The 26,895-nt window shown below is 62.2% G+C and carries 26 protein-coding genes and 1 pseudogene; 17 read left to right on the top strand and 10 right to left on the bottom strand.

The genetic code is table 11. From position 1 onward, the window contains the following. Positions 1-60 precede the first annotated feature (60 nt). Both KTR60_RS12155 and KTR60_RS12160 read left to right on the top strand, forming a co-directional pair. Positions 61-420, top strand: a complete 360-nt coding sequence (locus KTR60_RS12155) for a histone-like nucleoid-structuring protein Lsr2 (protein ID WP_228402193.1) — start codon at positions 61-63, stop codon at positions 418-420. Positions 421-713: 293 nt separating this feature from the next. Next, positions 714-1,484 (top strand): siderophore-interacting protein, encoded by a 771-nt coding sequence (locus KTR60_RS12160; RefSeq protein ID WP_030535667.1) that lies wholly within the window; start codon positions 714-716, stop codon positions 1,482-1,484. On the opposite strand, the gene KTR60_RS12165 is transcribed toward KTR60_RS12160, so the two are convergent. Beyond that, entirely contained in the window at positions 1,481-2,653 is a 1,173-nt protein-coding gene (locus KTR60_RS12165; protein WP_118602697.1) for a multidrug effflux MFS transporter, read from the bottom strand. The genes KTR60_RS12160 and KTR60_RS12165 overlap by 4 nt on opposite strands. Before the next feature lie 84 nt (positions 2,654-2,737). Here KTR60_RS12165 and KTR60_RS12170 point away from each other — a divergent pair, with 84 nt between their 5' ends. Both KTR60_RS12170 and KTR60_RS12175 read left to right on the top strand, forming a co-directional pair. Further along, positions 2,738-3,664 (top strand): tyrosine recombinase XerC, encoded by a 927-nt coding sequence (locus KTR60_RS12170; protein ID WP_228402194.1) that lies wholly within the window; start codon positions 2,738-2,740, stop codon positions 3,662-3,664. Positions 3,665-3,787: 123 nt separating this feature from the next. Further along, positions 3,788-4,897 (top strand): MinD/ParA family ATP-binding protein, encoded by a 1,110-nt coding sequence (locus KTR60_RS12175; protein ID WP_003942711.1) that lies wholly within the window; start codon positions 3,788-3,790, stop codon positions 4,895-4,897. 25 nt (positions 4,898-4,922) lie between these two features. On the opposite strand, the pseudogene KTR60_RS12180 reads toward KTR60_RS12175, so the two are convergent. Further along, a pseudogene (locus KTR60_RS12180) lies at positions 4,923-5,422 on the bottom strand (M23 family metallopeptidase). 307 nt (positions 5,423-5,729) lie between these two features. Here KTR60_RS12180 and rpsB point away from each other — a divergent pair. The 6 genes from rpsB (at position 5,730) to KTR60_RS12210 (ending at position 10,759) form a co-directional block, all read left to right on the top strand. Next, the gene (rpsB, locus tag KTR60_RS12185; protein ID WP_003942709.1) at positions 5,730-6,587 is read left to right on the top strand and encodes a 30S ribosomal protein S2; all 858 of its coding nucleotides are present in this window, start codon (positions 5,730-5,732) and stop codon (positions 6,585-6,587) included. Positions 6,588-6,721: 134 nt separating this feature from the next. Next, complete coding sequence (gene tsf / locus KTR60_RS12190) at positions 6,722-7,549, top strand: translation elongation factor Ts (protein WP_007734877.1); 828 nt, start codon at positions 6,722-6,724, stop codon at positions 7,547-7,549. A gap of 200 nt (positions 7,550-7,749) precedes the next feature. Next, the gene (gene pyrH, locus KTR60_RS12195; RefSeq protein WP_003942722.1) at positions 7,750-8,478 is read left to right on the top strand and encodes a UMP kinase; all 729 of its coding nucleotides are present in this window, start codon (positions 7,750-7,752) and stop codon (positions 8,476-8,478) included. 43 nt (positions 8,479-8,521) lie between these two features. After that, the gene (frr, locus tag KTR60_RS12200) at positions 8,522-9,079 is read left to right on the top strand and encodes a ribosome recycling factor (protein ID WP_003942777.1); all 558 of its coding nucleotides are present in this window, start codon (positions 8,522-8,524) and stop codon (positions 9,077-9,079) included. A gap of 48 nt (positions 9,080-9,127) precedes the next feature. Next, positions 9,128-10,024, top strand: a complete 897-nt coding sequence (locus tag KTR60_RS12205; RefSeq protein ID WP_003942673.1) for a phosphatidate cytidylyltransferase — start codon at positions 9,128-9,130, stop codon at positions 10,022-10,024. A gap of 6 nt (positions 10,025-10,030) precedes the next feature. After that, positions 10,031-10,759: a class I SAM-dependent methyltransferase gene (locus tag KTR60_RS12210; RefSeq protein ID WP_054827408.1), complete on the top strand. Its 729-nt coding sequence runs from the start codon at positions 10,031-10,033 to the stop codon at positions 10,757-10,759. Positions 10,760-10,838: 79 nt separating this feature from the next. Here KTR60_RS12210 and KTR60_RS12215 read toward each other — a convergent pair whose 3' ends face one another. Together KTR60_RS12215 and KTR60_RS12220 are read right to left on the bottom strand one after the other, a co-directional pair. Next, complete coding sequence (locus KTR60_RS12215) at positions 10,839-11,681, bottom strand: HpcH/HpaI aldolase/citrate lyase family protein (protein ID WP_030535660.1); 843 nt, start codon at positions 11,679-11,681, stop codon at positions 10,839-10,841. 95 nt (positions 11,682-11,776) lie between these two features. Continuing rightward, on the bottom strand, positions 11,777-12,187 hold the full coding sequence (locus KTR60_RS12220) for a LapA family protein (RefSeq protein ID WP_221741945.1): 411 nt from the start codon (positions 12,185-12,187) through the stop codon (positions 11,777-11,779). A 102-nt stretch (positions 12,188-12,289) separates the two neighbouring features. Here KTR60_RS12220 and rlmN point away from each other — a divergent pair, with 102 nt between their 5' ends. Beyond that, complete coding sequence (rlmN, locus tag KTR60_RS12225) at positions 12,290-13,399, top strand: 23S rRNA (adenine(2503)-C(2))-methyltransferase RlmN (protein WP_003942816.1); 1,110 nt, start codon at positions 12,290-12,292, stop codon at positions 13,397-13,399. A 78-nt stretch (positions 13,400-13,477) separates the two neighbouring features. Here the strand turns inward: rlmN and KTR60_RS12230 are convergent, their stop codons facing one another. Continuing rightward, on the bottom strand, positions 13,478-13,747 hold the full coding sequence (locus KTR60_RS12230; RefSeq protein ID WP_003942762.1) for a DUF2631 domain-containing protein: 270 nt from the start codon (positions 13,745-13,747) through the stop codon (positions 13,478-13,480). Positions 13,748-13,867: 120 nt separating this feature from the next. Here KTR60_RS12230 and dxr point away from each other — a divergent pair, with 120 nt between their 5' ends. The 5 genes from dxr to KTR60_RS12255 all read left to right on the top strand — a co-directional run bounded on the left by dxr (position 13,868) and on the right by KTR60_RS12255 (position 20,330). Continuing rightward, a complete protein-coding gene (dxr, locus tag KTR60_RS12235; RefSeq protein ID WP_064073702.1) occupies positions 13,868-15,025 on the top strand; it encodes a 1-deoxy-D-xylulose-5-phosphate reductoisomerase in 1,158 nt (385 codons plus the stop codon). A gap of 7 nt (positions 15,026-15,032) precedes the next feature. Continuing rightward, complete coding sequence (locus tag KTR60_RS12240) at positions 15,033-16,253, top strand: M50 family metallopeptidase (protein ID WP_003942672.1); 1,221 nt, start codon at positions 15,033-15,035, stop codon at positions 16,251-16,253. Positions 16,254-16,340: 87 nt separating this feature from the next. Next, complete coding sequence (gene ispG, locus KTR60_RS12245; RefSeq protein ID WP_007734888.1) at positions 16,341-17,498, top strand: flavodoxin-dependent (E)-4-hydroxy-3-methylbut-2-enyl-diphosphate synthase; 1,158 nt, start codon at positions 16,341-16,343, stop codon at positions 17,496-17,498. 111 nt (positions 17,499-17,609) lie between these two features. Continuing rightward, complete coding sequence (locus tag KTR60_RS12250) at positions 17,610-18,446, top strand: GNAT family N-acetyltransferase (RefSeq protein WP_003942692.1); 837 nt, start codon at positions 17,610-17,612, stop codon at positions 18,444-18,446. 69 nt (positions 18,447-18,515) lie between these two features. Beyond that, a complete protein-coding gene (locus tag KTR60_RS12255) occupies positions 18,516-20,330 on the top strand; it encodes a penicillin-binding transpeptidase domain-containing protein (protein ID WP_047271308.1) in 1,815 nt (604 codons plus the stop codon). Between the two features lie 4 nt (positions 20,331-20,334). On the opposite strand, the gene KTR60_RS12260 is transcribed toward KTR60_RS12255, so the two are convergent. Further along, positions 20,335-21,144, bottom strand: a complete 810-nt coding sequence (locus KTR60_RS12260; RefSeq protein WP_042450799.1) for a LuxR C-terminal-related transcriptional regulator — start codon at positions 21,142-21,144, stop codon at positions 20,335-20,337. A gap of 178 nt (positions 21,145-21,322) precedes the next feature. On the opposite strand from KTR60_RS12260, the gene KTR60_RS12265 reads away from it, so the two are divergent. After that, a complete protein-coding gene (locus KTR60_RS12265) occupies positions 21,323-22,945 on the top strand; it encodes an AMP-binding protein (protein WP_042450797.1) in 1,623 nt (540 codons plus the stop codon). A 55-nt stretch (positions 22,946-23,000) separates the two neighbouring features. Here the strand turns inward: KTR60_RS12265 and KTR60_RS12270 are convergent, their stop codons facing one another. From KTR60_RS12270 to KTR60_RS12285, 4 genes are read right to left on the bottom strand one after another with little or no spacing between them, the layout of a single operon-like run. Beyond that, positions 23,001-23,786: an ABC transporter permease gene (locus tag KTR60_RS12270; RefSeq protein ID WP_064112692.1), complete on the bottom strand. Its 786-nt coding sequence runs from the start codon at positions 23,784-23,786 to the stop codon at positions 23,001-23,003. Beyond that, positions 23,761-24,663, bottom strand: coding sequence for a 2-aminoethylphosphonate ABC transporter permease subunit (locus tag KTR60_RS12275; RefSeq protein ID WP_042924412.1), 903 nt, complete (start codon positions 24,661-24,663; stop codon positions 23,761-23,763). Before KTR60_RS12275 ends, KTR60_RS12270 begins: the two co-directional genes overlap by 26 nt. Continuing rightward, complete coding sequence (locus KTR60_RS12280; RefSeq protein ID WP_228402195.1) at positions 24,660-25,835, bottom strand: ABC transporter ATP-binding protein; 1,176 nt, start codon at positions 25,833-25,835, stop codon at positions 24,660-24,662. The genes KTR60_RS12275 and KTR60_RS12280 overlap by 4 nt, the downstream gene beginning before the upstream one ends. Before the next feature lie 2 nt (positions 25,836-25,837). Next, positions 25,838-26,887 (bottom strand): 2-aminoethylphosphonate ABC transporter substrate-binding protein, encoded by a 1,050-nt coding sequence (locus KTR60_RS12285; RefSeq protein ID WP_228402196.1) that lies wholly within the window; start codon positions 26,885-26,887, stop codon positions 25,838-25,840. Positions 26,888-26,895 lie beyond the last annotated feature (8 nt).

The raw sequence follows: 26,895 nt of genomic DNA on the forward strand, positions 1-26,895 counted from the left end.
TCAACGCTCTATCTGTGTATTGTGAAGGAGAATTGAATCGATCATTGAAAGAGGAGTGCAATGGCTGAGAAGCTGATTCGGCAACTCATCGACGACCTTGATGGTAAGCCGATTGACGATGGATTCGGTGATCGAATTGAGTTCTCTTACCAGGGAACGGATTACGTGATCGATCTGCGCGCCACCAATGCAGAGAAGTTCGACGCTGGGGTGAAGCCGTTCGTCGAGGCTGCTGCGAAGGTGAGCGGGAAGCGCGGCAAGAAGGCTCAGGCTGCATCTCCGCAGGCCACATCAGGTTCCGGACGCTCCAAGGAGACGCTCCAGGCCATCCGTGACTGGGCAGGTAAGAACGGTTACGAAGTTGCTCCGCGTGGGCGTATCAAAGCGGAAATCATCGACGCTTTCGACGCTGCACACTAGATTGAATTAAATACACCTCTGGCTCTCGGCGAACTCGCCGCGAGCCAGAGGTGTATTTTACTGTTGCTTTGCCGAGTTCTCGGACAGCTTTGTCCGACAGGTCGTCCGTGTGAAGCAGATCAAATAATTCGTCTAAACAGCACCGAATTTACCCAGCAGATTGGTCGGTTTCTTTCGCTCTGTACAAAGGTCGACAGTGCGCTGTGTGGAGTCGCCGGCGAGGTATTTCGCTCTCGTGCTGCAATTATCGTGTACATTAGTTAGGTAACACTAACTTTCGGAAGGATCTTTCTGTGGCCAAGCCGACAACTGCATTGACGGTTCTGCGGACCGAACAATTGACCCCGCATATGGTACGAGTGTTTCTCGGGGGACCAGGCTTCGAGTCGTTCACTCCCAGCGAATACAGCGATTCCTATGTAAAGATCGAATTCGGCACTCCTGATCAGCCGACACTGCGCACCTACACGATTCGTTCGTACGATCTTGATGCCAAAGAGATTGCAATCGATTTTGTCGTCCACGGCGACATGGGTGTCGCAGGTCCGTGGGCCGCGTCAGTTCAGCCGGGCGCTGAGATTACTCTGCGGGGACCCGGTGGCGCGTTTTTGCCGTCACCAACCGCTGATTGGTATCTCTTCGTCGGAGACGAGACCGCAATACCCGCTATTTCCGCGTCGATAGCGCGATTGGCGCCGAATGCGGTCGGCTACGCCGTCGTCGAGGTCGGGGGACCGGAAGACGAAATCGCGCTCGATGCCCCAGAAGGTATTGCCGTGACCTGGCTGCATCGCGGGGCATCGTCCGACGCGGTCGGCGAAGAATTGGCTGGCGACAACGCTCCGGTTGTCGCCGCGGTCAAGGCTCTCGAGTGGTTGCCGGGCGAACCGCACGTGTTCATTCACGGTGAAGCGCAAGCCGTCATGCACAACCTCCGGCCGTACATTCGCAAGGAACGAAATGTCCCGGCGTCGGCCGCTTCTATTTCCGGCTATTGGCGTCGTGGTCGCACCGAAGAGGGCTTCCGGGTCTGGAAGTCCGAACTCGCCGCGGCCGAAAACTAACTCGCGGCGGCCGTGCCGCGAGTCAGCAACACGAGCGCAACGGCCGCGAGAACTCCGAAGGTGGGAATTGCGATTGCCATCGGAACTGCCGTGTCTTCTCCCGCAATTCCCACCAACGGCGAAACCAGCGCCGCCAAGCCGAACTGGCCCGCTCCCATCAGCGCTGAACCGGTCCCGGCCGCGTTGGTGACCTCTCCTTGGGCGAGAGCGGTCGCATTCCCCATGATGAACCCGATGCTCGAAATTGCCACGAACAGTGGGACCAAGATCAACCAGGTATTCGTGGAACTGAAAACCACGCTGGTGCAGAACAATACGGCGCCGCCCATGAGGAGTAGGCACACCCCGAAACGCAGCAGCGTGCGTGCTCCGACGCGACCGAGCAGGCGAGTGGTGATCATCGCTGCCGTGACCATTCCGGTGGCGTTCACTGCGAACACGATCGAGAATTGTGACGGACTCAGCCCGAGAACGTTCTGAACGACGAACGGTGACGCGGAGATGTACGCGAACAAGGCGCCGAATCCGAAGACGAATGCGAGCGCATATCCGAGGTAGTGCCGATTGCGGACCACGTATCGCAGATTCGAGATCAGGGCCTTCAATCCGCCGCCGTGGCGTCGCTCGGGCGGAAGTGTCTCGGGAACGAGCAAAACGACACCAGCCACCATCACGGCGCCCGCGACAGCCAGGACCCAGAAGATTCCGCGCCATCCGACGGGGCCGAGAAGTGCGCCGCCGATCAGTGGCGCGACGACGGGAGCGATACCGCCGATGATCATCATGATGCTGAAGAGCTTCGCTGCGTCGTCGCCGCGCGCTCGGTCGGCAATACAAGCGCGGGCAAGAACGATGGCAGCGCCTCCACTCAAGCCCTGGACGAGTCGTGCACCGATGAGCAACTCGATGTTCGGCGCCACCGCGCATGCCGCGCCGCTCAGTGCCGTGATGATTGTCGCGGCCAGCAGTATTCGTCGCCTGCCAAGTCCGTCGGAGATCGGACCGATGATCAGCTGGCCGATTCCGAGGCCTGCCATGAAGGTGGTCAGCGTGAGTTGAACGCTGGCCGCAGTAGTGTCGAGTGCATCCGCCATCAACGGTAGGCCGGGCAGGTACATATCGATGGACAGTGGAGCGATTGCGGAAATCAGTGCCAGTACGCACAACATCTTCAGAGGAATTGCTCGATTCACCGATCAACCCTATCGGCGAGGGAGCTTGCAGTTTCAATCGCGGCGAGCGAGCGTGTGTTCATGACTGACGCATTGCCGGCGAGCTTGAGCGTTCACCTCGATGCGTATGCCGAGCACCTCCGACTGAGCCGAGGCCGGTCGGAACACACGATCCGCGCCTACGTCGGTGACGCGCGGGCATTGCTGACCCATTTCTCCGCGGGTTCGGAGCATGCAGATCTCGACCGCCTCGACCTAAGTGTCATGCGTTCGTGGTTGGCCGCCCAGAATGCCGTAGGAACAGCCCGTACGACGGTAGCTCGACGGGCTTCTTCGGCGCGTGGGTTCACTGCGTGGCTCGCGCAGACCGGACGCATTTCCGTCGACCCGGGCACACGTCTGGCGGCTCCACCCGCTCGCCGGACGCTGCCGACGGTGCTGCGTCAGAGCCAGGCCCTCGACGCAATGGATGCGGCGGAAAGCGGTGCGCAGCAACAAGAGCCGCTCGCCCTGCGAGACCGACTCATCGTGGAATTGTTGTACTCCACCGGAATTCGCGTCGGCGAGTTGTGTGGACTGGACGTCGAGTCGGTCGATGCCGATCGACGATTGCTTCGTGTTCTCGGCAAGGGGAACAAGGAGCGGTCGGTGCCATACGGCCTGCCCGCAGAATCGGCACTGAACGGCTGGCTGGAGCACGGACGACCCGCGCTGTGTTCGGATCGGTCCGGGCGAGCGTTGCTCCTCGGAGTTCGAGGCGGCCGGCTCGATCAGCGTCAGGCGCGTTCGGTGGTCCACGAAACCATGGCTGCAATTCCAGGGGCTCCCGACATGGGTCCGCACGGGCTTCGGCACTCGGCTGCGACACATTTGCTGGAGGGTGGTGCGGACCTTCGTGTGGTCCAAGAACTCCTCGGTCATGCGAGTTTGGCGACCACTCAGCTGTACACGCACGTGTCGGTCGAACGGCTTCGATCCGTCCACGATCAGGCCCATCCGCGCGCCTGATTTGTGGAGCGACGCGAGTTCTCGGCTGGTATTTGGTAGCGTCGCAGCTCAGAAGAGTGAACAATCGGCAAAGTTCGATCGTCGTGTCAAGACACTCGATTACATGCGATATCCGGGGGATTCGTGAACCGCCAAGATGTGAAGCACCTGCCGAACAGCGGCCAACCAGCCTGGCTGTCCGAATCGCCGCAACCGGCTCCCGAGCCGGCGCCGACGCCGGAGCCTGTGGCGCGACTGCAAGAGGTCTGGTCCACGCCACCGCCACCGTCGAGTCAGCAACAGGTGACAAACCAGGATCTGGTTGCCGAAGCTTTACTGAAACGCCCGAAACGGACGCCGCGTGGCGGCTGGCGAAGAGGATTGCATCGTGCGACCGGAGGTGTGGTCAATCTGGGGGATTCGACCAACGAACAGCGCAACCGTGCACTGGCCGCCCGAATCGAGCAGCCGATCCGCAACGACTACCGAGTCGCTCTGCTCTCGCTCAAAGGGGGAGTGGGCAAGACGACGGTCACGGTCGGACTCGGTGCGACGTTTGCTTCGCTGCGTGGTGACTGCGTCGTGGCGGTTGACGCCAATCCCGATTTCGGGACCTTGGCACAACGTGTTCCGCTGCAGACCAATTCGACAGTGCGCGATCTGATTGCTGCTAGACCGGACATAAAGAGCTATTCGGACGTTCGAGTGCACACATCCCAGTCGTCGAGTCGTCTCGAGGTGCTGGCGAGTGAGCAGGATCCGGCGATTTCGGAGGCATTCAGCGAGGCCGACTATCGCCAGGTCATCGACATCTTGCAGGTCTACTACAACATCATCCTCACTGATTGCGGTACCGGGATCATGCACTCGGCGATGAACGGCGTTCTCGATCTTGCCAATTCGTTGGTTCTGGTCAGTTCGCCGGCAATCGACGGAGCGCGCAGTGCAGCGGCAACGCTCGACTGGCTTCAGTTGCACGGATACGGCCATCTGGTCGAGCGGACCGTCGTCGTCATCAGCGCCGCCAGACCAGGGTCGAGCGTGATCGACATGGACGCGTTGGTGGACTATTTCATGCGTCGATGCCGCGCCGTCGAGGTCATTCCTTTCGACGAGCATCTCGCGGAGGGGTCGGTGATGGACCTCGAATTGATGCGACCGGCCACCAGACGAGCGTTCATGGAACTGGCAGCGATGGTGGCCGACGACTTCGCGGACGCTGTGGGTCGGCACGCCGTTTCCGAGTGGCACTGATTCTGCGACCGATTTCTGCGACCGATCAGCCTCCTTTCAATGGCTTGAGCCTGAGCGGTTGCGACCGAACCAGTCCGAGTGGATCGAGATACTCGCGTCCTCTGCGCAATCCCCAGTGCAAACATGCTTCGACAGCGCACCCTTCGTGCCCGGTTTCGAGGGTTCCGATCACGGACCTGGCTGCGACGCGTTCACCTGTGCGAACGACTGCGGTGACGGGTTCGTAGGTCGTGCGTAGGCCGCCGGGATGATCTATCGACACCGTCGGCTTTCCGGCGACCACTCCCGCGAACACCACATGCCGTCGCCGGCCGCGAGGACGGATTGGCCGGCGCTGCCGCCGAGATCGACCCCGCGATGACCCGGCAGCCAGTTCTCGGCCGGTTTGTCGAAAGCGCGTTCCACGTGCGGCCGAGGAGCGAGCGGCCAGTCGAATCGCGTGTCTGCTGACGCAGTGCCTACGGCGACACAGCAGGAGATCACGGCAAATACCACGCCTCGTCGAGCTCCGCGCAAGATCGTCATTCCTTGATCTTGCGTGGAGTAGCGCACGCTTCAATGCAGATCAGACGGGTAATCCACAAGGTAGCCGCCGATCCACAACCGCCGGTTCGGTCTGTTGCTACCGGGGTGGTTATGGCATCGGGGGACGAGGACGTACACTTGTCGAGCGGTCTGTGCTCGCACAGTCCGACTTCGCGCGCCCGCGCACGTTTTCCGGCCTCGGCTGGTCCTGGTTCTCACGAAACAGGTCCGACGGCCGTGCGGGTGCCAGGGCAGGGATCACCCGATCGCCTGCATCAACCGGATTGAAAGTTTGAGGTACACAGCCATGGCTGTCGTAACCATGAAGCAGATGCTCGATAGTGGAACCCACTTCGGACATCAGACCCGTCGCTGGAACCCGAAGATGAAGCGATTCATCTTGACCGACCGCAACGGCATCTACATCATCGACCTCCAGCAGACGCTGACGTACATCGACAAGGCGTACGAGTTCGTCAAGGAGACCGTTGCCCACGGCGGCACCGTTCTCTTCGTCGGTACCAAGAAGCAGGCGCAGGAGTCCATCGCTTCCGAAGCGACTCGCGTCGGAATGCCCTACGTCAACCAGCGTTGGCTCGGCGGCATGCTCACCAACTTCACCACCGTTCACAAGCGTCTGCTTCGCCTCAAGGAGCTCGAGGCAATGGAGCAGACCGGTGGATTCGAAGGTCGCACCAAGAAGGAAATCCTCATGCTCACGCGTGAGATGACCAAGCTGGATCGCACCCTCGGTGGTATCCGCGACATGGCCAAGGTTCCTTCCGCGGTGTGGATCGTCGACACCAACAAGGAGCACCTGGCAGTTGCCGAGGCTCGCAAGCTGAACATCCCGGTCATCGCGATCCTGGACACCAACTGCGACCCCGACCTCGTCGACTACCCGATCCCGGGCAACGACGACGCCATCCGTTCCGCAGCACTGCTGACCAAGGTTGTCGCTTCCGCGGTTGCCGAAGGTGTGCAGGCACGTGCAGGACTGAGCGCCGACAAGGACGCGAAGCCCGAAGCCGGCGCAGGCGAGCCCCTCGCCGAGTGGGAGCAGGAACTGCTCTCGCAGGCAGCTCCGGCCGCAGAGGCTGAGGCAGCTCCGGCTGCAGAGGCTGAGGCAGCCCCCGCCGCAGAGGCACCGGCCACCGAGGCCTGATTCGTTGAAACCGGCCCTGACCAAGAGTTCTTTTGGTCAGGGCCGTTTCACCGTTAGGCCCGAGCACCACCGTCAGGCCGTGCTTCACCGTTAGTCCTAGGTCCGAAACAGACACATGAGGAGGCTCGCTAATCATGGCGAACTACACCGCCGCTGACGTCAAGCGGCTCCGTGAGCTCACCGGCTCCGGAATGATGGCATGTAAGAACGCACTCGCAGATGCAGACGGCGATTTCGACAAGGCCGTCGAGCAGCTGCGCATCAAGGGCGCGAAGGATGTCGGAAAGCGCGCAGAGCGCACCACCGCTGAGGGTCTCGTCGTCGCCAAGGACGGCGTCATGATCGAGATCAACTGCGAGACCGACTTCGTCGCCAAGAACGACGAGTTCATCAAGCTGGCCGACGAGATCGTGACCGTCGCTGCTGCTGGTAAGCCTGCTGACCTCGACGCTCTCAAGGCACTCGAGCTCGACGGCAAGACCATCGACACCGTCATTGCGGAGCAGTCCGCGAAGATCGGTGAGAAGCTCGAACTGAGCCGCGTCGCTTCCTTCGACGGCCCCGTTGCCGTTTACCTGCACAAGCGCAGCTCCGACTTGCCGCCCGCTGTCGGCGTTCTCGTCGAGTACACCGGTGAAGGCGATGCTGCTGCTGAGGCCGCTCGCGGCGCTGCAATGCAGGTCGCAGCACTCAAGGCGAAGTACGTCACGCGTGACGAGGTTCCCGAGGAGATCGTCGCTTCCGAGCGTCACATCGCCGAAGAGACCGCCCGCGCAGAAGGCAAGCCCGAGCAGGCACTGCCGAAGATCATCGAAGGCCGCGTCAACGGTTACTTCAAGGACGTCGTTCTGACCGAGCAGTCTTCGGTCACGGACTCCAAGAAAACCGTCAAGGCGATCCTCGACGAGGCAGGCGTGACCATCAAGCGCTTCGTGCGTTTCGAGGTCGGCGCCTCCGCTTAATTCGGAGCCCGCACACATGGACCCCGCCTGAAGAGCATTTGCTCTACCGGCGGGGTCTACGTGTACCTGGGGCCTCCGATGAGGCAGGATGAGAGTGCCTCGGGACGAGTCCCGGGGGCTTTCCTATGCCGCGGTGTCCGATTCGGCGGCAGAAGAAGAATGAAGGACCTACACGGTCTTGTATCGAACTGAGGAGAACAATGTCCGAACCAGCCAACGAACGTCCAGGATTCAAGCGGGTCCTGCTCAAACTCGGCGGCGAAATGTTCGGAGGCGGCAAAGTCGGTCTCGATCCCGACGTGGTCACCAAGGTGGCTGAGCAGATCGCAGAGGTCGTTCGATCGGGCGTACAGGTTGCAGTGGTCATCGGCGGCGGAAACTTCTTCCGCGGAGCGGAATTGCAGCAGCGTGGCCTCGATCGCGCGCGCTCCGACTACATGGGCATGCTAGGCACCGTCATGAACTGCCTCGCTCTGCAGGATTTCCTGGAGAAGGCGGGCGTCGATTCTCGCGTGCAGACGGCCATCACCATGGGCCAGGTCGCCGAGCCGTACCTCCCCCTTCGCGCACGCAGGCACCTCGAGAAGGGGCGCGTAGTCATCTTCGGTGCCGGGATGGGTATGCCCTACTTCTCGACTGACACCACTGCTGCGCAGCGCGCGCTGGAGATCGGTGCCGAGGTAGTACTGATGGCCAAGGCTGTCGACGGCGTCTACTCGGCCGACCCGCGTCTCGACCCGGACGCGACGATGTACGAACAGATCACGCACCGTGAGGTCATCGAACGTGAGCTCAAGGTCGCGGACGCGACGGCATTCAGCCTGTGCATGGACAACTCGATGCCGATGATGGTGTTCAACCTCCTCACCGAAGGAAACATCGCTCGCGCGGTGTCCGGTGAGAAGATCGGCACCCTGATCAAGTCGTGAGTGACACCCAAAAAATGATGCAGAACAACATGGAGGAACAGCCGTGATCGATGAAGCGCTCTTCGAGGCAGAAGAGAAGATGGAAAAGGCTGTCACGGTAGCCAAGGACGATCTCGGCTCGGTTCGCACCGGACGCGCGAACCCCGGTATGTTCTCGCGCATCGTGATCGACTACTACGGTTCGATCACGCCGATCACGCAGCTCGCGAGCATCAACGTCCCCGAGGCCCGCATGGTCATCGTCAAGCCGTACGAGGCTTCGCAGCTCAACGCGATCGAGACGGCGATCCGCAACTCGGATCTCGGTGTGAACCCGTCCAACGACGGCAGCATCATCCGCATTTCGGTTCCGCAGCTCACGGAAGAGCGTCGACGTGAACTGGTGAAGCAGGCCAAGTCCAAGGGCGAGGATTCGAAGGTCACGCTGCGCAACATCCGCCGCAAGGCGATGGACGAACTCGGCCGGATCCAGAAGGACGGTGAAGCCGGCGAGGACGAGGTCGGTCGCGCAGAGAAAGAACTCGACAAGACCACGGCGAAGTACGTGCACACGGTCGAGGAACTCGTCAAGCACAAGGAAGCAGAGTTGATGGAGGTATAGCCTCCTCATTTGCAGTGTTTGTCGTCGGGAGTAGATCAGGGAGTTTGGGTGCACGCACAAGAGGGAACCGCCGGTGGTCCCGTCACGGACGGGCCTACGGGCGGCGCTGAGGGCGCGCAACCGCCGAAGTCGAAGGCGGGCAGGAACCTACCTGCCGCCATCGGCGTCGGAGCTGGCCTCGGCGCCTTGGTCATCGGCACTTTGATCTTCCTGCCCCCGGGATGGATCGCTGTCGTTGCGATCGCGATGTTCATCGCGACGTGGGAGGTCACCACGCGGCTTCGTGAAGCCGACATCGAGGTGCCGCGAATTCCGCTTCTCGTCGGCGGGCAAGCCACGATCTGGCTCGGCTGGCCGTGGGGACCGGTCGGCGTGCTCAGCGGATTCACCGCGACCGTTCTGGTGTGCATGGTGTGGCGGTTGTTCGACCACGGGCTCAAAGCGACCCCGAAGAACTTCCTGCGAGACACCTCCATCACGGTGTTCGTTCTGGCGTGGATCCCGCTGTTGGCGTCATTCGGTGCGTTGATGGTGCTCGAAGACGACGGCCCCGGTCGCGTCTTCGTCTTGATGATCGGTGTCGTGTGCTCCGACATCGGCGGCTACGCGGCTGGAGTGCTGTTCGGGAAGCATCCGATGGTGCCCGCTGTGAGCCCGAAGAAGTCCTGGGAGGGATTCGTCGGATCCCTCATTTTCTGCGTCATCGGCAGTTTGCTTTCGGTGACGTTGATCCTCGACGCGAATTCGATGATCGGCGTCCTGCTCGGTGTCGTCCTGGTGGTAGTCGCGACGGTCGGCGACCTGATCGAATCGCAGATCAAGCGTGAACTCGGCATCAAGGACATGGGAACCTTGCTTCCCGGCCACGGCGGAATCATGGACCGCCTGGATTCACTCCTGCCGTCGGCATTTGTCACCTGGCTGATTCTGTACGCACTCGTCTGATTTCTCGTGCGTGATTTCTTCTCAGGCCGTTCCAAGCCGATCCCCAGTCCGAACATCTGGCATTGGCCGGACGTGTACGAAATCGAGAACCGTGCGCAGGACGTCGACGGTTCCCTCTGGGCCGCGATGCGAGCCCAGGTCGACTGGTCTGGACGCGATGTCGTCGATGTCGGCTGTGGGGCGGGGTTCCATCTACCGGAGTTCGCTCGTACTGCCCGTCGTGTTGTCGGAGTGGAGCCGCACGCACCGCTGGTGAGGGCCGCGCGGGAACGAACCCGCGATTCGGCGTCGATCGACGTAGTCCAGGGTTCAGCAGAGTCCACGGGTCTGGTGGATGCTTCAGTCGATCTCGTTCATGCCCGTACGGCGTACTTCTTCGGAAAAGGCTGCGGCCCGGGAATTCGTGAGGCCATGCGCATCCTGAGGCCCGGGGGAGTCTTGCTGATCGTGGATCTCGATGTGAGCGCCGGCCCGTACGGGGAGTGGATGAGGGCGGATCTGCCCAAATACGATCCCGCGGCGGTCGAAGCGTTCTTCGAGGCTCAAGGATTCTCGCTCACGCGCGTCGAGACCCGGTGGGAGTTCGAGAATCGAGACGATATGCGGCGGGTACTCGGAATCGAGTTCACCGAGAAGACTGCCGAGCGTGCGTTCTCGCAAGTAACGGGATTGGGCTTCACGGTGCGATACCGGATCCATGTTCGGTCCAAACCACGATCACTCGAACTTGCGTGAAGGCGGGCTCAAAAGACGAACGTCAGGCGCTCCGACTTGAGCGCCTGACGTTTTCTGCACCGATTCAGTAGTAAAAAAATCAGTGATCGGTGGGGATGTGGAACAGGGTGGCGAGCTTGTGAATCTTCTTCGCCTTGGCGAGCTTGGGCAAGTCGCTGCCGTCGCGCACGCGTGAGCCGTCTTCGCCGAGATCGTCGATGACATTCTGAGCCCAGATCGCGTCGGCTACAGAGGGACTCAGTCCTGCGTTGACGGGGGCAGTCTGCGCGGTGGTCATGCAGAGTTTGCCGGCCATGCCGAGTGACAAGGTGATCGCACAGTCTCGGGCGAGCAGATCCAGATCGGGGCCGAGCGTGGGACCGTCGATCGGCGGAGCGATGCGTGCCGCGCGGCTGGCGATGGTGAGCCGCGAACGCGGGTACGACATCGACGTGGGGGAGTCGTCCATCCCAGTGTCGCGCCGGAAGTCGCCGCTGCCGAATGCGAGACGGAAGATGCCGTCAGTGCGTGCGATCTCGGGCGCAGCCTCGAGTCCCACCGCGGATTCGACGAGAGCAAGAATCTTGGTGCCGTCGGGAAGTCGCTCGGCTGTGGCGTCGGCCTGCTGACCGCTTTCGGTCTTTGCGAGCATGACACCCTCGAGTCCGGGGAGGCCCGCGAGTACGGCCAGATCCTCTTCCCAGAACGGTGTCGTGGCGTCGTTGATCCGAACCCAGGCGTGATTGTGTTCGCTCAGGAATGCGGCGACATCGCGGCGGGCAGCTGGTTTGTTGGGTGCGGTGACGGCATCCTCGAGGTCGAGAATGACGGCGTCGGCCGCACTCGCGAGTGCGGCGTCGAAGGTGTCCGGTTTGGACGCGGGGACGAGGAGCCAGGATCTTGCCTGCTGCGGGGCAATTCGCGAGGTCACAGGTCTCTCCATGTGAGTAGTCACATCAGGGCCTTTCCGGTGATTTCCACGACATCAATGATGCCTGCTGGCCCATCGATCGACCCAATTGCGTAACTAGATTTCAGTCACATCTGCCGCTTCGCTGCGCGCCGGATCTGAATGATGCGAACGCCGCCTGCCAACGCCATGATCAATGCGCCCGCGATGGCGGAAAGCAGGATCGTGATTCCGAGCGGAAAGTCGATCTGCCAGGCGAGGATCTTGACGGAGACGCTCTCGAGGTTCTGCAGGATGAACACCAGCAGTAAGATCAACACGATTGCACCTATGACCAGGCCAACCCAGGTCGTCGCAGCCCTGGTTCGGTCGGTGACCGACGTTCCGGTCGGCACCGGTTCAGGCGTCAGTGTCGGTTCCGGATCGTGTTTTTCCACTGCCTTGTTCTCGTCCACCTTCGGAAGTTCCGGATCGGGGCCGAAACCGTCGGCTGGGCCGTACACGGGGGAATTCGACGGATCCTCTGGTGTGGTTGACATGACATGATCATCACTCAACCTGCGCGAAGTTGCACGGGTAATCCGGCCACAATCGGGTGGCAGTGGGGTAGCACCCCAAAACAATGGGACAATGGTGTAACTATGGCTGCCTCTCTTCCCCTCGTTTTCACTGCACCCAAGCGCGGAATGCCTCCACGGCACCTCGCCGATCTCGATTCCGCCGAGCGCAAAGAAGCGGTGAAAGAGCTCGGCCTTCCGGCTTTCCGGGCCGATCAGCTGGCGCGTCAGTACTACGCGCGGCTGGAAGCCGATCCGGAGAAGATGACCGATCTCCCCGCATCGGTGCGCGAGAAGGTTGGGGAGTCGCTGTTCCCGACCTTGTTGACCCCGATCAAGCACCTCGCGTGCGATTCGGGCGACACTCGCAAGACCCTGTGGAAGGCACATGACGGAACGCTGCTCGAAAGCGTCTTGATGCGCTATCCCGACCGGGCAACACTTTGCATCTCGAGTCAGGCAGGCTGCGGAATGGCCTGCCCGTTCTGTGCGACGGGTCAGGGCGGCCTCGACCGCAACCTCTCGACCGCCGAGATCGTCGATCAGGTTCGCGAGGCAGCGGCTGCCATGCGCGACGGTGAAGTTGCCGGCGGCCCCGGACGCCTCTCGAACGTCGTGTTCATGGGTATGGGCGAGCCTTTGGCGAACTACAAGCGCGTGGTGGCAGCGGTACGACGGATCACCTCGCCTGCACCCGACGGCCTCGGCCTGTCTCAGCGGTCCGTCACGGTCTCGACCGTCGGCCTAGCTCCCGCTATCCGCAAGCTCGCTGACGAAGGCCTGAGCGTCACGCTGGCGGTATCGCTGCACACACCGGACGACGAACTGCGCGACACTCTTGTCCCGGTCAACAATCGCTGGTCAGTGTCGGAGGTACTTCAGGCTGCCCGGTACTACGCAGATAAGACCGGTCGCCGTGTGTCCATCGAGTACGCGATGATCAAGAACGTCAACGATCAGCCGTGGCGCGCGGACATGCTGGGCAAGAAGCTGAAGAAAGCACTCGGCGGGTTGGTGCACGTCAACCTGATTCCGCTCAACCCGACTCCGGGCAGCGAGTGGGACGCGAGCCCCAAGGACGTCGAGCGTGAGTTCGTGCGTCGGGTCATCGCCCAGGGCGTCTCGTGCACGGTGCGCGATACGCGCGGTCAGGAAATCGCCGCAGCCTGTGGCCAGCTGGCAGCCGAGAACTGAAACGTTCCAGGCCTGAAACACGTAAAGAGAAGGCCTCCACGAACTTTCGTTCGTGGAGGCCTTCTCTTTGTCAGGTTTCTAGCGCGGGCGGCGACGGATGACGATGTCGCGGACCAGAATGAAGATCATCAATCCGGCGGTGCCGATGAGCCACAGATCCTCGACCTTGCCGTGATGGTTTCCGATCATCATCAGAAGCAGGAATATTGCGAAGAACCATCCGAGGAAACGGAAAAACTTGAGTCCTTCACCACTCCACCCCCATGCGGCAGAGGGAACCTCGGCCTCATCGACGTGCGAGACCACGACGGGGGCGCTGGACTTGACGTCCAACTGGGTATCGGCCACGGTCGATCCTCCTGCTCATTCGGTTGCACTACTGCCCAATATGGTGACATACGACTGCCTGTCGTACGTAGTTGGGCGTCGATAAGGTTGTTCTCAGGTGTTATCAGGAACAATGGGCGAGTGCAGGAAACCACACGTACCCGCGTCCTCCTCCTCGGCAGTACCGGTTCGATCGGTACCCAAGCGCTGGAGGTCATCGCTGCCAACCCCGACCGTTTCGAAGTAGTCGGTCTTGCAGCGGGCGGCAACAACGTCGAGTTGTTGGCCGAACAGATTCGTGCAACCGGCGTCACGGACGTCGCCGTCGCCGATCCTGCAGCGGCATCGGCGCTGGAATCGGTAACCGCCCGTTCGGGACCGAGCGCCGTGACGGAACTGGTTCGGGACAGCGGTGCCGATGTTGTCCTCAATGCGCTCGTCGGTTCTTTGGGACTCGAACCGACACTGGCGGCTTTGAACTCGGGAGCGCGCCTGGCGCTGGCGAACAAGGAATCGCTTGTCGCCGGCGGAGCGCTGGTGACGAAAGCCGCCGCCCCCGGTCAGATCGTGCCGGTCGACTCGGAGCATTCGGCGCTTGCCCAGTGCCTACGTGGTGGAACAGGCGACGAAGTGGCCCGGTTGGTTCTCACCGCTTCGGGTGGGCCGTTCCGTGGCTGGAGCGCCGAGGAGCTCGAAAGTGTGAATCCGGCTCAGGCAAAAGCGCACCCCACCTGGTCGATGGGCCCCATGAACACCCTCAACTCGGCAACTCTGGTCAACAAGGGCCTCGAGTTGATCGAGACGAACCTGCTGTTCGGGATCGACTACGACCGCATCGACGTCACCGTGCATCCGCAATCGATCGTGCACTCCATGGTGACCTTCTTCGACGGATCGACGCTGGCACAGGCGAGTCCACCGGACATGAAGCTCCCGATCGCTCTCGCTCTCGGCTGGCCGGACCGCATCGAAGGTGCGGCGTCGGCATGCGACTTCACCACCGCCTCCACCTGGGAATTCGAGCCGCTCGATTCGTCGGTGTTCCCAGCCGTCGATCTGGCGCGAAGCGCAGGAAAATCCGGAGGTTGCTTCACCGCGATCTACAACGCGGCCAACGAAGTGGCGGCTCAGGCATTCCTCGACGGTGTCATTTCCTTCCCGGCGATCGTCCGCACGGTGGCTGCTGTTCTCGACGATGCAGGTCAATGGTCCGCAGAACCGGTTACCGTGGACGACGTTCTGGCCGCAGACGGCTGGGCACGCACACGAGCGCGTCAGCTCGTGAAGCAGGAGGGCTAGAGCTTTCATGGTTTTTGCACTGGGCGTAGTGCTGTTTGCCCTCGGCATCGGCGTGTCCATCGCCCTGCACGAAGCCGGTCACATGTGGACGGCCAAGGCTTTGGGAATGAAGGTTCGCCGCTACTACATCGGCTTCGGACCGAAAATCTTCTCGTTCCGTCGAGGTGAGACCGAGTACGGCCTCAAGGCGCTGCCGCTGGGCGGATTCTGCGACATCGCGGGCATGACGGCCCTCGACGAGATGACGCCTGAAGAAGAGCCGCACGCGATGTACAAGAAGGCGGCGTGGAAGCGCGTCGTCGTCATGTCCGGCGGTATCGCGATGAACTTCATTCTCGGGTTTGCGCTGCTGTACGGGCTGGCTCTCGGCTGGGGCCTGCCGGATCGCAGCGGGGATACGTTGGCGAAGGTGGGCAGTCTGTCGTGCGTCGCACCGACGCAGTCCGAAGACGGAACTCTGGCGACCTGCTCCGGTGACGGTCCGGCGCAACGGGCTGGGTTGGAGCCGTCGGATGTGATCACAGCCGTTGATGGCCAACCGGTGTCGACATCGGCCGATGTGGTGGCCAAACTGCAGCCGGTCACCGGTACTGCAGTGCTCAGCGTCGAACGCGACGGGCAGGATCTAACGATTCCAGTCGTCGTAGAACAAGCGCAGCGGTGGGTGACGGATCCGGCAACAGGTGATTTGCGTTCGGCGACTGTGGGCGCGGTCGGAATGAGCCTGGGTACCGTGTCGCCACCCCTGCTCCAGTTCAACGCTTTCAGCGCAGTTCCGGGCACCCTGAGTTTCACCGGCTTCACTCTGGTCGAATCGGTCAAGGCCATGGCTGATCTGCCGGCAAAGGTCGGTGCGTTGTGGGAATCGGTGACAGGCGGCGAACGCGCCCAGGACACACCTATCAGCGTGGTCGGTGCAAGCGTTATCGGCGGTGAAGCGGCGGACCGTGCACAGTGGGCGACGTTCGTCGGACTGCTCGCATCGATCAACTTCTTCCTCGGTGTTTTCAACATCCTGCCGCTGTTGCCGCTCGACGGCGGTCACATCGCGGTGGTCTTCTACGAGAAGATCCGTGATTGGTTCCGCGCCCGCCGAGGCTTGATTCCCGGCGGCCCGGTCGACTACACCAGACTCCTTCCGATTACTTACGTATTCATCGTGATCGGTGGCGCGTTCATGTTGCTGACACTCACGGCTGACATCGTCAATCCGATCAAGATCTTCTGACCGTGTGAGAAGGGTGACGGTTGCCGCGCGGTAGTGCGGCGATCGCCCGGCTAAACTTGCAGTGAAGCTATGAAAGAAGGCACAGACGTGACCATCCCTATCGGACTGGGAATGCCCTCGGCACCCGCAGCGATTCTTGCTCCTCGACGCAAGACACGGCAGCTGCAGGTCGGCACGGTAGGTGTGGGCAGCGATTTCCCCATCTCGGTGCAGTCCATGTGCACCACGAAGACGCACGACGTCAATGCAACGCTGCAGCAGATCGCGGAACTGACCGCGTCCGGTTGCGACATCGTTCGTGTCGCCTGCCCGCGTCAGGAAGACGCGGACGCGTTGTCGATCATTGCGAAGAAGAGCCAGATCCCGGTTATCGCCGACATCCACTTCCAGCCGCGCTACATCTTCGCGGCAATCGATGCGGGATGCGCTGCGGTGCGCGTCAATCCGGGCAACATCAAGGAATTCGACGGCCGTGTCAAAGAGGTGGCCAAGGCTGCCGGTGACGCAGGCATTCCGATCCGTATCGGTGTCAACGCGGGATCGCTCGATCCTCGGTTGATGGAGAAGTACGGCAAGGCGACGCCCGAAGCGTTGGTCGAGTCCGCGCTGTGGGAGGCCGGGTTGTTCGAAGAGCACGGCTTCGGTGACATCAAGATCTCCGTCAAGCACAACGATCCGGTGATCATGGTCGAGGCTTACCGCCAACTCGCCGCCAAATGCGATTACCCGTTGCACCTCGGCGTCACGGAGGCAGGGCCGGCGTTTCAGGGCACGATCAAGTCCGCGGTCGCCTTCGGTGCGCTGCTCGCGGAGGGGATCGGCGACACGATCCGGGTTTCGCTCTCGGCCCCGCCGGCCGAGGAAATCAAGGTCGGTAACCAGATTCTGCAGTCTCTGAACCTGCGTCCCCGCAAGCTCGAGATCGTCTCATGCCCCTCGTGTGGCCGCGCACAGGTCGATGTCTACACACTTGCCGACGAGGTCTCCGCCGGCCTCGAAGGCATGGAGATCCCGCTGCGCGTGGCAGTCATGGGTTGCGTCGTGAACGGACCGGGCGAAGCGCGTGAGGCCGACCTCGGTGTGGCGTCCGGCAACGGCAAGGGCCAGATCTTCGTCAAGGGCAAGGTCATCAAGACGGTGCCCGAGGCGCAGATCGTCGAGACGTTGATCGAAGAGGCGATGAAAATTGCCGAAAGCATGGAGGGTGACGCCTCGGAGGGTGCGCCGGTCGTCACCGTGAGTTGAGTGATTGCCGGATGAATCTTCCCCGTCGGTGTCAGGTTCGTGGCAATCTGAGTGCATCATGATCGGGTAGTGATATTCGTGGACGCGCAGTCGAGTCGAGGGGGTTGACGGATGCTCAAACTCCTCGGAGCCAAGCAGGTCGGAAGTCGAGATCTCGAAGACGTCCGACGGGTACTCGACGCCGATCCGGTGGCGGCCTGCATGATTGCCGCGCGCGTCGAAGAATGCGGCGTCGACCCACGAATGATTCACGGCGAGCTGTGGAGTCGAGGCGGGCCGTTGTCCTCACTGTGCTTTGCCGGGGCGAACCTGGTTCCGCTTCGAGGCGATCCAGATGACATTCGGGCATTCGCCGACCGTGCCTGTCGGATTCCGCGCATGTGCTCGTCGGTGGTCGGCCGCGCCGAATTGGCGTTGCCGCTGTGGGAGATGCTCGAGCTCGATTGGGGAACTGCGCGGGAGGTTCGCCCCGAACAGCCGTTGCTCGCGGTTTCCGAGCCGTTGGCATGTCCGTCGGATCCGCTGGTCCGGCAGGTTCGCTCGGACGAACTCGAGATCTATCTGCCTGCCGCGATCGCGATGTTCATCGAAGAGGTCGGCGTCGACCCGCGTGCCAACGACGGTGGGCGCGGATACCGGCACCGTGTCGCTAGCCTGATCGCCGCTGGTCGAGCGTGGGCGCACATCGAGGACGGCCAGGTCGTTTTCAAGGCTGAGGTCGGTTCGATGTCTGCTCGCTGTGGCCAGATCCAGGGTGTGTGGGTCAACCCGGAATTTCGTGGGCAGGGCTTCGGCGTGACCGGTACAGCGGCTGTAGCGGAGTCGATCATGGCGACCGGTCGCATTGCGAGCCTGTACGTCAACAGCTTCAATACGATTGCGCGGTCGACCTATTCGCGGGTGGGGTTCCGACAGGTCGCGACCTTCTCGACGGTGCTGCTCGACTGACCGTACAAGCTGCGTGCAATGGTCGCGCCTACGCTGGGTGGAGCATTTGTCGCCCTACTATGGGGCTCGATGAACACTCGGCATTTCTCTCGTAGTCGCTCGGCCCAACTGTTGGCCTCCTGCACCGTGATTCTCTTGGCGGTGGGGATCAGTTCGTGTACTCCGAAACCCGCCGGCCCCGAGCCCGTCGCGCAGCAGTTCCTGAGTGCGTTCGGTGACAGGGATATCGACGAGGCAGCAAAACTGACGGACCGGCCTGACTCCGCGGGTCCTGTATTGAGTGACACCTGGGATGCGCTCCAGGCCGAGTCGATGACTGCCGAGACCACGTCGGTGAAGATGAACGGTGACACTGCGACGGTCGGCTACACCTACGAGTGGCACCTTCCGAAAGACCGCGTGTGGACGTACGACGGCGAGCTGCAGATGGGACGCAAGGACGGCGACTGGTCCGTCCGGTGGAGTTCGACGGACGTTCATCCGCGCCTTGGTGACAAGCAGACGATGTCGTTGCGGGCAACCGCGGCGCCGCGAGCGCGGGTCAACGAGCATTCAGGCACGGATGTCCTGGTGCCGGGAATCGTCTACCGAGTGAAGTTCGATCGCTCGAAGAGCAACGACATCATCGGTTCCGCGAACAGTCTCGCAAGTGTTCTCGGTCGGTTCGATTCTTCTCTGACGGGTCAATCGATCGCAGAATCCTCGACGGCCGTCAAGGGCGACTATCTGGTGACCCGCCTGCGCAGTGACGACTACGACCAGGTATCGGCGCAACTGGGAGCCATCTCGGGAGTATCTGTCTCGGACGAATCGGATCTCGTCTCGACGGACCCGGAGTTCGCGCCTGACCTTCTCGGGCAGATCAAGAAGACGATCATCGACGAGGTCGACGGCAAAGCCGGCTGGAGTGTCGTCACGGTCAACCAGAACGGCGTCGACACCGATGTGCTGACCGAGACTGCGCCGCAACCTGTTCCGTCGTTCAGTATCAGTTTGGACCGCAACATTCAGATCGCTGCTCAGCGTGCCGTGAACGTGAACAAGGATCAGGCGATGATGGTGGTCATCGAACCGTCGAGTGGGGCGATCCTGGCTGTCGCACAGAACAAGGCAGCAGACCGCGACGGACCGGTCGCGACGATGGGTCAGTACCCGCCCGGTTCGACGTTCAAGATCATCACGGCAGGCGCCGCAATTTCGACCGGTCAGGCGACCCCCGACACGATGGTGCCATGTCCTGGCCGGATCGAGATCGGTGAGCGCAGCGTCCCCAACTACAACGAGTTCTCACTCGGCACGGTGCCGATGGCAACGGCCTTCGCGCGTTCGTGCAACACGTCCTTCGCCAAGCTGGCCAGCGAGATGCAACCAGACACGTTGACCACTGCCGCAGCGCAGTTCGGCATCGGCCAGGACTACAACGTGGTGGGATTGCCGATCGATTCCGGTTCGGTGCCGCCGGCGTCGGACCTGGTGCAGCGGACCGAAGACGGGTTCGGTCAGGGAAAGGTCGTGGTCAGTCCGTTCGGAATGGCGATGGCAGCGGCGACGGTCGCGAACGGTTCGACTCCGGTGCCGCAACTGATTTCAGGGCGCGAAACCACCATCGACGGTGAGCGCCCGGCGATCTCGCCCGCCATGGTCGACGGCCTGCGCGGCATGATGCGACTCGTGGTCACCAGCGGTACTGCAGAACGCGTCGAAGATCAGGGTGAGGTGTACGGCAAGACCGGTGAAGCCGAGGTCGAAGGGGGATCGCACGCGTGGTTCGTCGGCTATCGCGGGAACCTGGCCTTCGCGACTCTGGTTGTGCGGGGCGGAAGTTCGGACAACGCCGTCGCAGTCACCCGCGACATGCTCACCGCCCTGCCTGAAGGCTACTGACCCGTCAGGGGAGCAGTCCCAACCTCCGGGCGGTCACCACGGCTTCGTGGCGTGAGCTCGCGTCCAGCTTTCCCATCGCGCTTCGCAGATAGCTCTTGACTGTTTCCGGGCGAAGGGAAAGCCGTTGGCCGGCTTCGATGTTGGTGCAGCCGAGTGCGACCTGAGAGAGAACGTCCACTTCACGCGGGGTGAGCGTGACGTCGGATTCGGCGTCGGCGGTAGGACGCAGCAGGTTGGCCAAACGCTGGGAGAGTCCGCGGAGTTTGGTCTGCAAGTCGGTGTCGGTGACGGTCTGGGCGACACTGCGTAGTTCGGCGTGGACTCCGCGGATCTCTTCCGAAGACATACCGTCGGCGGTAGTCGCGGCGGCGGCCTGCAGTAGTTGCAGGCGACGATCGACTTCGTCGCGGATGGCGAACTCCATCCCGAGACGCCGGGATGCGCCGACCATGACGTCTGCTGTGCGGTCACCCAACGGAGCGGAATCGCGGATCGCGGCGTAGAGCACAGCGCGCGATTTTCCCGAAACCATGACCGGAACGGCGATGATCGAATGCAGGCCCTCGCTGAGAACAGGACGGTCGAAGTGATGAGTGATGGACTGCGAATTGCCGTAATCGTTGACGGTGATCGGTGAACCCTGGGCTACGACGCGTCCGCCCATGCCCGAGCGCGGCGGGATGGCCAAGCCCTTGAGGTTGTTGGTGCGGGTGCCGACGAATTCGCTCAGGTGCAGGGTTCCGTCCTGGACCTCGCCTCCGAACAGCACGGGAACAACGCCCTGAGCTGCGATTGTTCGGAGTTCACCTCGCATTGCGTCCCCGTCGCGGGGGCGCAGAAGTGACGAAGCATGTCGGTTCACGCAGGTACCCCTTTCTGGGGGTAGTGAAGTTCTCTTGTGAGCTAGATCATAGGGGGTGAACAGTACGTATGACGAGCCGCCAACGTAACCGGTCGGGCCAACCATACGACGATCGATAAGGAGCAAGTTGATGAGCACCGATCCCACCGCACGGGTGCGCGAGCTGCTGGACCAGTACGACACCCCGCATGCCAGCGCCGCAGAATTGCTCTGCGATCGGCATCCCGCGGATGGCGTTGCATTCACCGTCGTCGAGGCAGACCTTAGCTCGGTGGACCTCACTTACGGTCATCTACGTGAGCAGTCGGCGCGTTTCGCGGCAGCTCTGGCCGACCTCGGAGTAGAGCCGGGTGACAACGTCGCGACCTTGATGGGTAAGTCTGCGGACCTGGTGGTCGCGCTCCTCGGAATCTGGCGCCGCGGAGCAGTCCACGTGCCCTTGTTCACGGCGTTCGCTTCGCCGGCCATCGCTTTCCGCTTGACGGCCAGCGGCGCGAAGGTGGTCATTTCCGACGCCAATCAGCTCGAGAAGCTCGCGCCGGGAGAGGACATCCCCGCCGACGCAGCGTGGCAGGTCATCGTCGCGGGCGGCGCGGCCGGTGACGAGTTGGACTTCGACGCACTTGTCGCAGCTCAGGATGCCGAAGACGCGAAGGGCGCTGCTCAGGCAGTCGGCGGCAACGCACCGATGGTGCAGTTGTTCACCAGTGGCACCACGGGAACACCCAAGGGCGTGCCGGTTCCGGTGCGCGCGCTCGCCTCGTTCCACGCCTACCAGGAGTTCGGCCTCGACGTCCGAGAGGACGACGTGTTCTGGAACGCCGCAGACCCGGGCTGGGCGTACGGGCTGTACTACGCGTTGCTCGGCCCGCTTGCCGCCGGCACGCGAAGCCTTCTGCTGCACGCCGGATTCTCCGCGCCGCTGACGTGGCAGATCATCGAGAAGTTCGGTGTCACCAATTTTGCCGCCGCTCCGACCGTCTACCGCAGTCTGCGTGCCGACAAGGCTCCCGTTCCGGAAGGCATCTCGCTGCGCCGCGCTTCCTCGGCCGGTGAGCCCTTGACTCCGGATGTTGTTGCGTGGTCGAAGAACTCGTTGGGCGTCGAGGTCCGTGATCACTACGGCCAGACCGAGCACGGCATGTTCATCGTCAACGCCTGGGCCGACGGACTTCGCGACGATGTCCGTCCCGGATCCATGGGTCGTCCGTTGCCGGGTTGGTCTGCCGCTGTGCTGGAAGACAATTCGGATGACATTGCACCGGCCCGCACTCAGGGCCGCGTGGCGATCGATACTCACAACAGCCCGTTGATGTGGTTCACCGGGTACGTCGATGCGCCGGAGAAGACGAAGCAGCGATTCAGCGAAGACGGCCGCTGGTACATCACCGGTGATGCGGGAATGACGGACGAGGACGGATTCTTCTTCTTCTCCTCGCGCGACGACGACGTCATCATCATGGCGGGCTACCGCATCGGTCCCTTCGACGTCGAGAGCGTGCTGGTCATGCACGAGCACGTCATCGAGGCCGCCGTGGTGGGCATGCCCGACGAGTTGCGCGGTGAGGTTCTCGAGGCGTTCGTCGTTCTTCGCGAAGGCGTCGACGGCGACGACGAACTCGAGAAGGAACTGCAGACGTTGGTGAAGAAGAAGTTCGCCGCGCACGCGTACCCACGCACGGTGCACTTTGTTCCGAACCTGCCCAAGACCCCGAGTGGCAAGGTTCAGCGGTACATCTTGAGGAAGGGATAAACCCTGCTGTGCGCCTTTATTAACCCCCGGCGGTTAATAAAGGCGCACAGCAAGGTCAGCGCCGACGAATTCTGCCGACCACCATGAGGGCGACCAGTGTGACTGCAAGCAGCAGTGTCGTATTTGCTGCGGCAAGAAATACCTGGCCACGGTCGGTGAGTCCGAAGATGCTGACCGGCAAGGTCTTCCATGTCGCCGGGTAGACCATGACCGTTGCGCCCAGCTCACCCATCGACAGTGCGATGGAAAGCCCGGCGGCCGCACCCAACGCTGGGAGCAGCATCGGTAGCGTTACCCGTGTCAGCACCCGCACCGGGCCGGCGCCGAGTGATTCGGCAGCTTGACGGTAGGCGGGATCGAGCCGTTCGAGCGCGGCCGATACGGAACTGAAGGCAAAGGCAAGCACCAAAACCGTGTGAGCGAGAATCACGATCCACTTGGTGCCGCCGAGCAGTAGCGGGCGCTCGTTGAAAGTGATGAGCAGACCCAAGCCGATCGCGACCGACGGAACCGCAATCGGTAAATGGAATACGGCATCGGTGATGCGCCGCAGCCACATCGGTGCCTCACGCGCGGCCAGCGCGGCCCACGTTCCGACGATCAATGCCAATGCCCCCGCGATGAATGCAGTCTGCAAACTGACGATCAGGCTGGCGAAGTTCTCGTCGGACAGCGCCGTGGAGAAGTTCTTGCCGCCGAGATTCGACGGAAGTGGACCGGTCCACGATCCGGCCAAGGCAGCCGCGACGACGGTGGCGATGGGCGCGACGAAAACCACCGCGACGACCAGGGTGAAGAATCCGAGTACGAGGGCCCTAGAGCTTCGTGTCCACAGCAGCACGGCTGCCTCCCATCAATCTGTTGAAGGTGAATCGGTAGAGGCAGTACAGGCCGAGTGAGAGTGCGACCTGGACCGTCGCGATCACTGCCGCGCCGGGCAAGTCGAAGGTGACAATGCCGCGGGTGTAGATGAGGACCGGAAGAGTTACGACGTCTTTAGCCCCGGTGAAGAGCACGATGCCGAATTCATTCAGCGTCATCAGAAGTACGAGCGATCCACCGGCCAGGAGGGCCGGCCACGCTTCCGGCATCACCACCTGCCGCAGAACTCGGACGGGTGACGCACCGAGACTGGCTGCCACGTCGAGTTGTTCACGCGGAATCTGGGTGAACGCTGCCAATAGCGGACGCACGACAAAGGGTGTGAAGAAAGTGATTTCGGCCGCGATCACACCGAACGGAGTGTTGAGGAAATTCAGTGGGCCGCTCGCATCGCCGGTGATGCGGACGATCAAGGCGTTGACGGCGCCGGCTGTCCCGTACAGGAACGTGAACGCCAGCGTGATCAGGAAAGACGGCAGGGCGAGCACCGTGTCGATCAATCGCCCCACCACCTTGGATCCGGCGAACGGAACGAAGGCCAGCACCAAGGCGAGGAAGGTTCCCAGGATCAGGCAACCCAGGGTCGACGCCACGGCGATTTGGATGGTCCGCCAGAGCGCGGTTCTGAACAGTTCCGAACCGAGCACCGAAGACCACGTGGACAACCCGGTGCCATCTGCGGTGCTCAGAGATTCCGTGAGGACACGTGCGGTGGGATAGACAGCAAACACGAGGACAAGAAGCAGTGGTGGCAGCGTCCAGCCGATCCGGCGCCACGGGATCGGGTCTTTGTGCTGGGGCGCAGCGGTTTCGGGGCGTTCCAGGGTTGTCGTCATGGGTGGCGATCCGCCGGAACCAGGACACTGCCGTCCGTGGGCAGGACGACGCCCACTTCGGTGTCGACCGGTCGTTCGTCGTGCCCTGGAACATCCGCGTCGACGCGGACATCGTCGAGGCCACATACAGCCAGCGTCAGACGCGTCGTGGAACCGCGCCAGACGCTCGAGACGATGCGCGCCGGGAATGATCCTCGTGTGCCGACGCCGCTTACGCCTACCGCATGTGGACGAACACACAGGTAGGCGTCCATGTCGGACTCCCATTCGATGTGCCCGATCTCGGGCTGCGGGGCGTGAGCAGTGAACGGCGTGCCACCGATCGAGACCAGCGCGGAGGTGCCGATGACGCGTGTGACGGTGCAGGGCAGCAGGTTGGCACCCCCGAGGAACGCCGCGGTGAAGCTGGACGGCGGACGTTTCCACAAGGCCTCAGCGGTGTCGATGTCCGCGAGTCTGGCGTTGCGCATCACTGCGATTCGGTCTGCGAGCGCCAGGGCTTCACTCTGATCGTGCGTCACATAGAGCATGGCTGTGTCAGGTAGTGCTGCGCGCAGTCTCGCCAGTTCGCCGAGCATGCTCTCGCGAAGTTGAGCATCCAGGGCGGCTAACGGTTCGTCGAGGAGGAGTACTCCAGGGCGAATTGCCAACGCTCGGGCAATGGCGATTCGCTGCTGTTGACCGCCGGAAAGTTCACGGGGAAGCCGCTTTCCGTACGCCGACATCCCGACCATGTCGAGGGCTTCGGCCACGCGAGTGCCGATCTCCGACCGCGGCACGCGATGGGCTCGGAGTCCGAAGGCTACGTTTTCGGATACTCGCATGTGCGGGAAGAGAGCGTACGACTGGACGACGACGCCGATACCGCGTCGTGCGGGAGGCAGATTGGTGATGTCTCGGGTGCCGAGCTTGACGGAACCGGACGTGGGGCGGACAAATCCCGCGAGGGCCTTCAGGGCGGTCGACTTGCCGGATCCGCTGGGCCCCAGCAGTGCCACAGTTTCACCCGGCGCCACTCGTAGATTGAAATCGACGAGTGCATGGGTTGCGGTCTTCCCGCGGCCGTAGGCGACGTTCACACGATCGAACGTGATGGCCGGAGCGGAATGTTCGATCGCTCCGTGAACACCGACGGTCTCGGGGAGCGTCCGCCCCAGTCTGGTTCTTGCCATGATCAGCTCCCGGTGGCTTTCTGGTAAGCGGCGATGTCGGCGTCGAGCGAGCTGAGGACGTCGTTCCAGTTCGGGGTCCACACGTTGACGCCCTGCAGAACTCCGGAAGGCGTGTTCTTGTCGGTGGATTTACCGGCAGCGCTTCGGACGTCCTCGCGGACCGATACGCCGAGTGCATCGGTGGCGACGGTCTTCTGGGATTCTTCGGAGAGCAGGAACTCCATCAACTTCTTGGCTTGTTCGCTGCTCGGTGCGCTCTTGGCGAGGCCCATTACGTAGGGCAGTGCAATGGTGGTGCGAGTGCCGTCGGCTCCAGCGGGGAAGAAGATGTCGAACTTCGATCCGTCGTCGGCGATGGAGGCGAGGTTCATCTGGACGTCACCGTTGGCGACCAGCAGCTCTCCGTTACTGACCTTGGGCTGGAGCTTTCCGGTGGAAGACGAGGGTCCGACGTTGTTGGCCTGGAGCTTTCCGAGGTAGTCGAGTGCTCCTTCCTTACCCATCAGGTGCTGGAGCAGCAAGAGCACCGCGGTGCCGTCGCCGGCCTGGCCGGGCGTGGAGTACTGCAACTTGCCCTTGAACTGGTCAGTGAGCAGATCGTCCCAAGATTGTGGGGCGGGTGATGCAGTCGGATTGGCGATGAACGAGAGGTAATTCTCGACGACGGGTACGTACTTGCCGGCGTCGTCCTTCTCGTCGGTAGGAACGGCGGAGGTGTCGATTCCGCTGGGCTCGAGCAGACCTTGGGCGTCGGCCTTCTGGATGAACGGGGGCAGCGTGATGATCACGTCTGCCTGTGGGTTGGACTGCTCCTTTTCGACGCGGGAGACGACCTCGCCGGATCCGGCTTCCACGAGGTTGACGGCGATACCGGTCTGCGCGGTGAAGGCGTCGAATCTTCCCTTGTACCAACCGGACAGGCCGTCGGCGCTGTAGACGGTGACGGTCTCGGTATCTGATCCGGCAGCAGTGCCGGTGCCACCGCAGGCAGTGGTGAACGAAAGGACGGACACGGCGAGAGCGGCCGCAGCGATGCTCGGGCGTAGACGCATGACGATTC

The organism is Rhodococcus sp. C1, assembly GCF_020809065.1.
Classification (GTDB): domain Bacteria; phylum Actinomycetota; class Actinomycetes; order Mycobacteriales; family Mycobacteriaceae; genus Rhodococcus_F; species Rhodococcus_F qingshengii.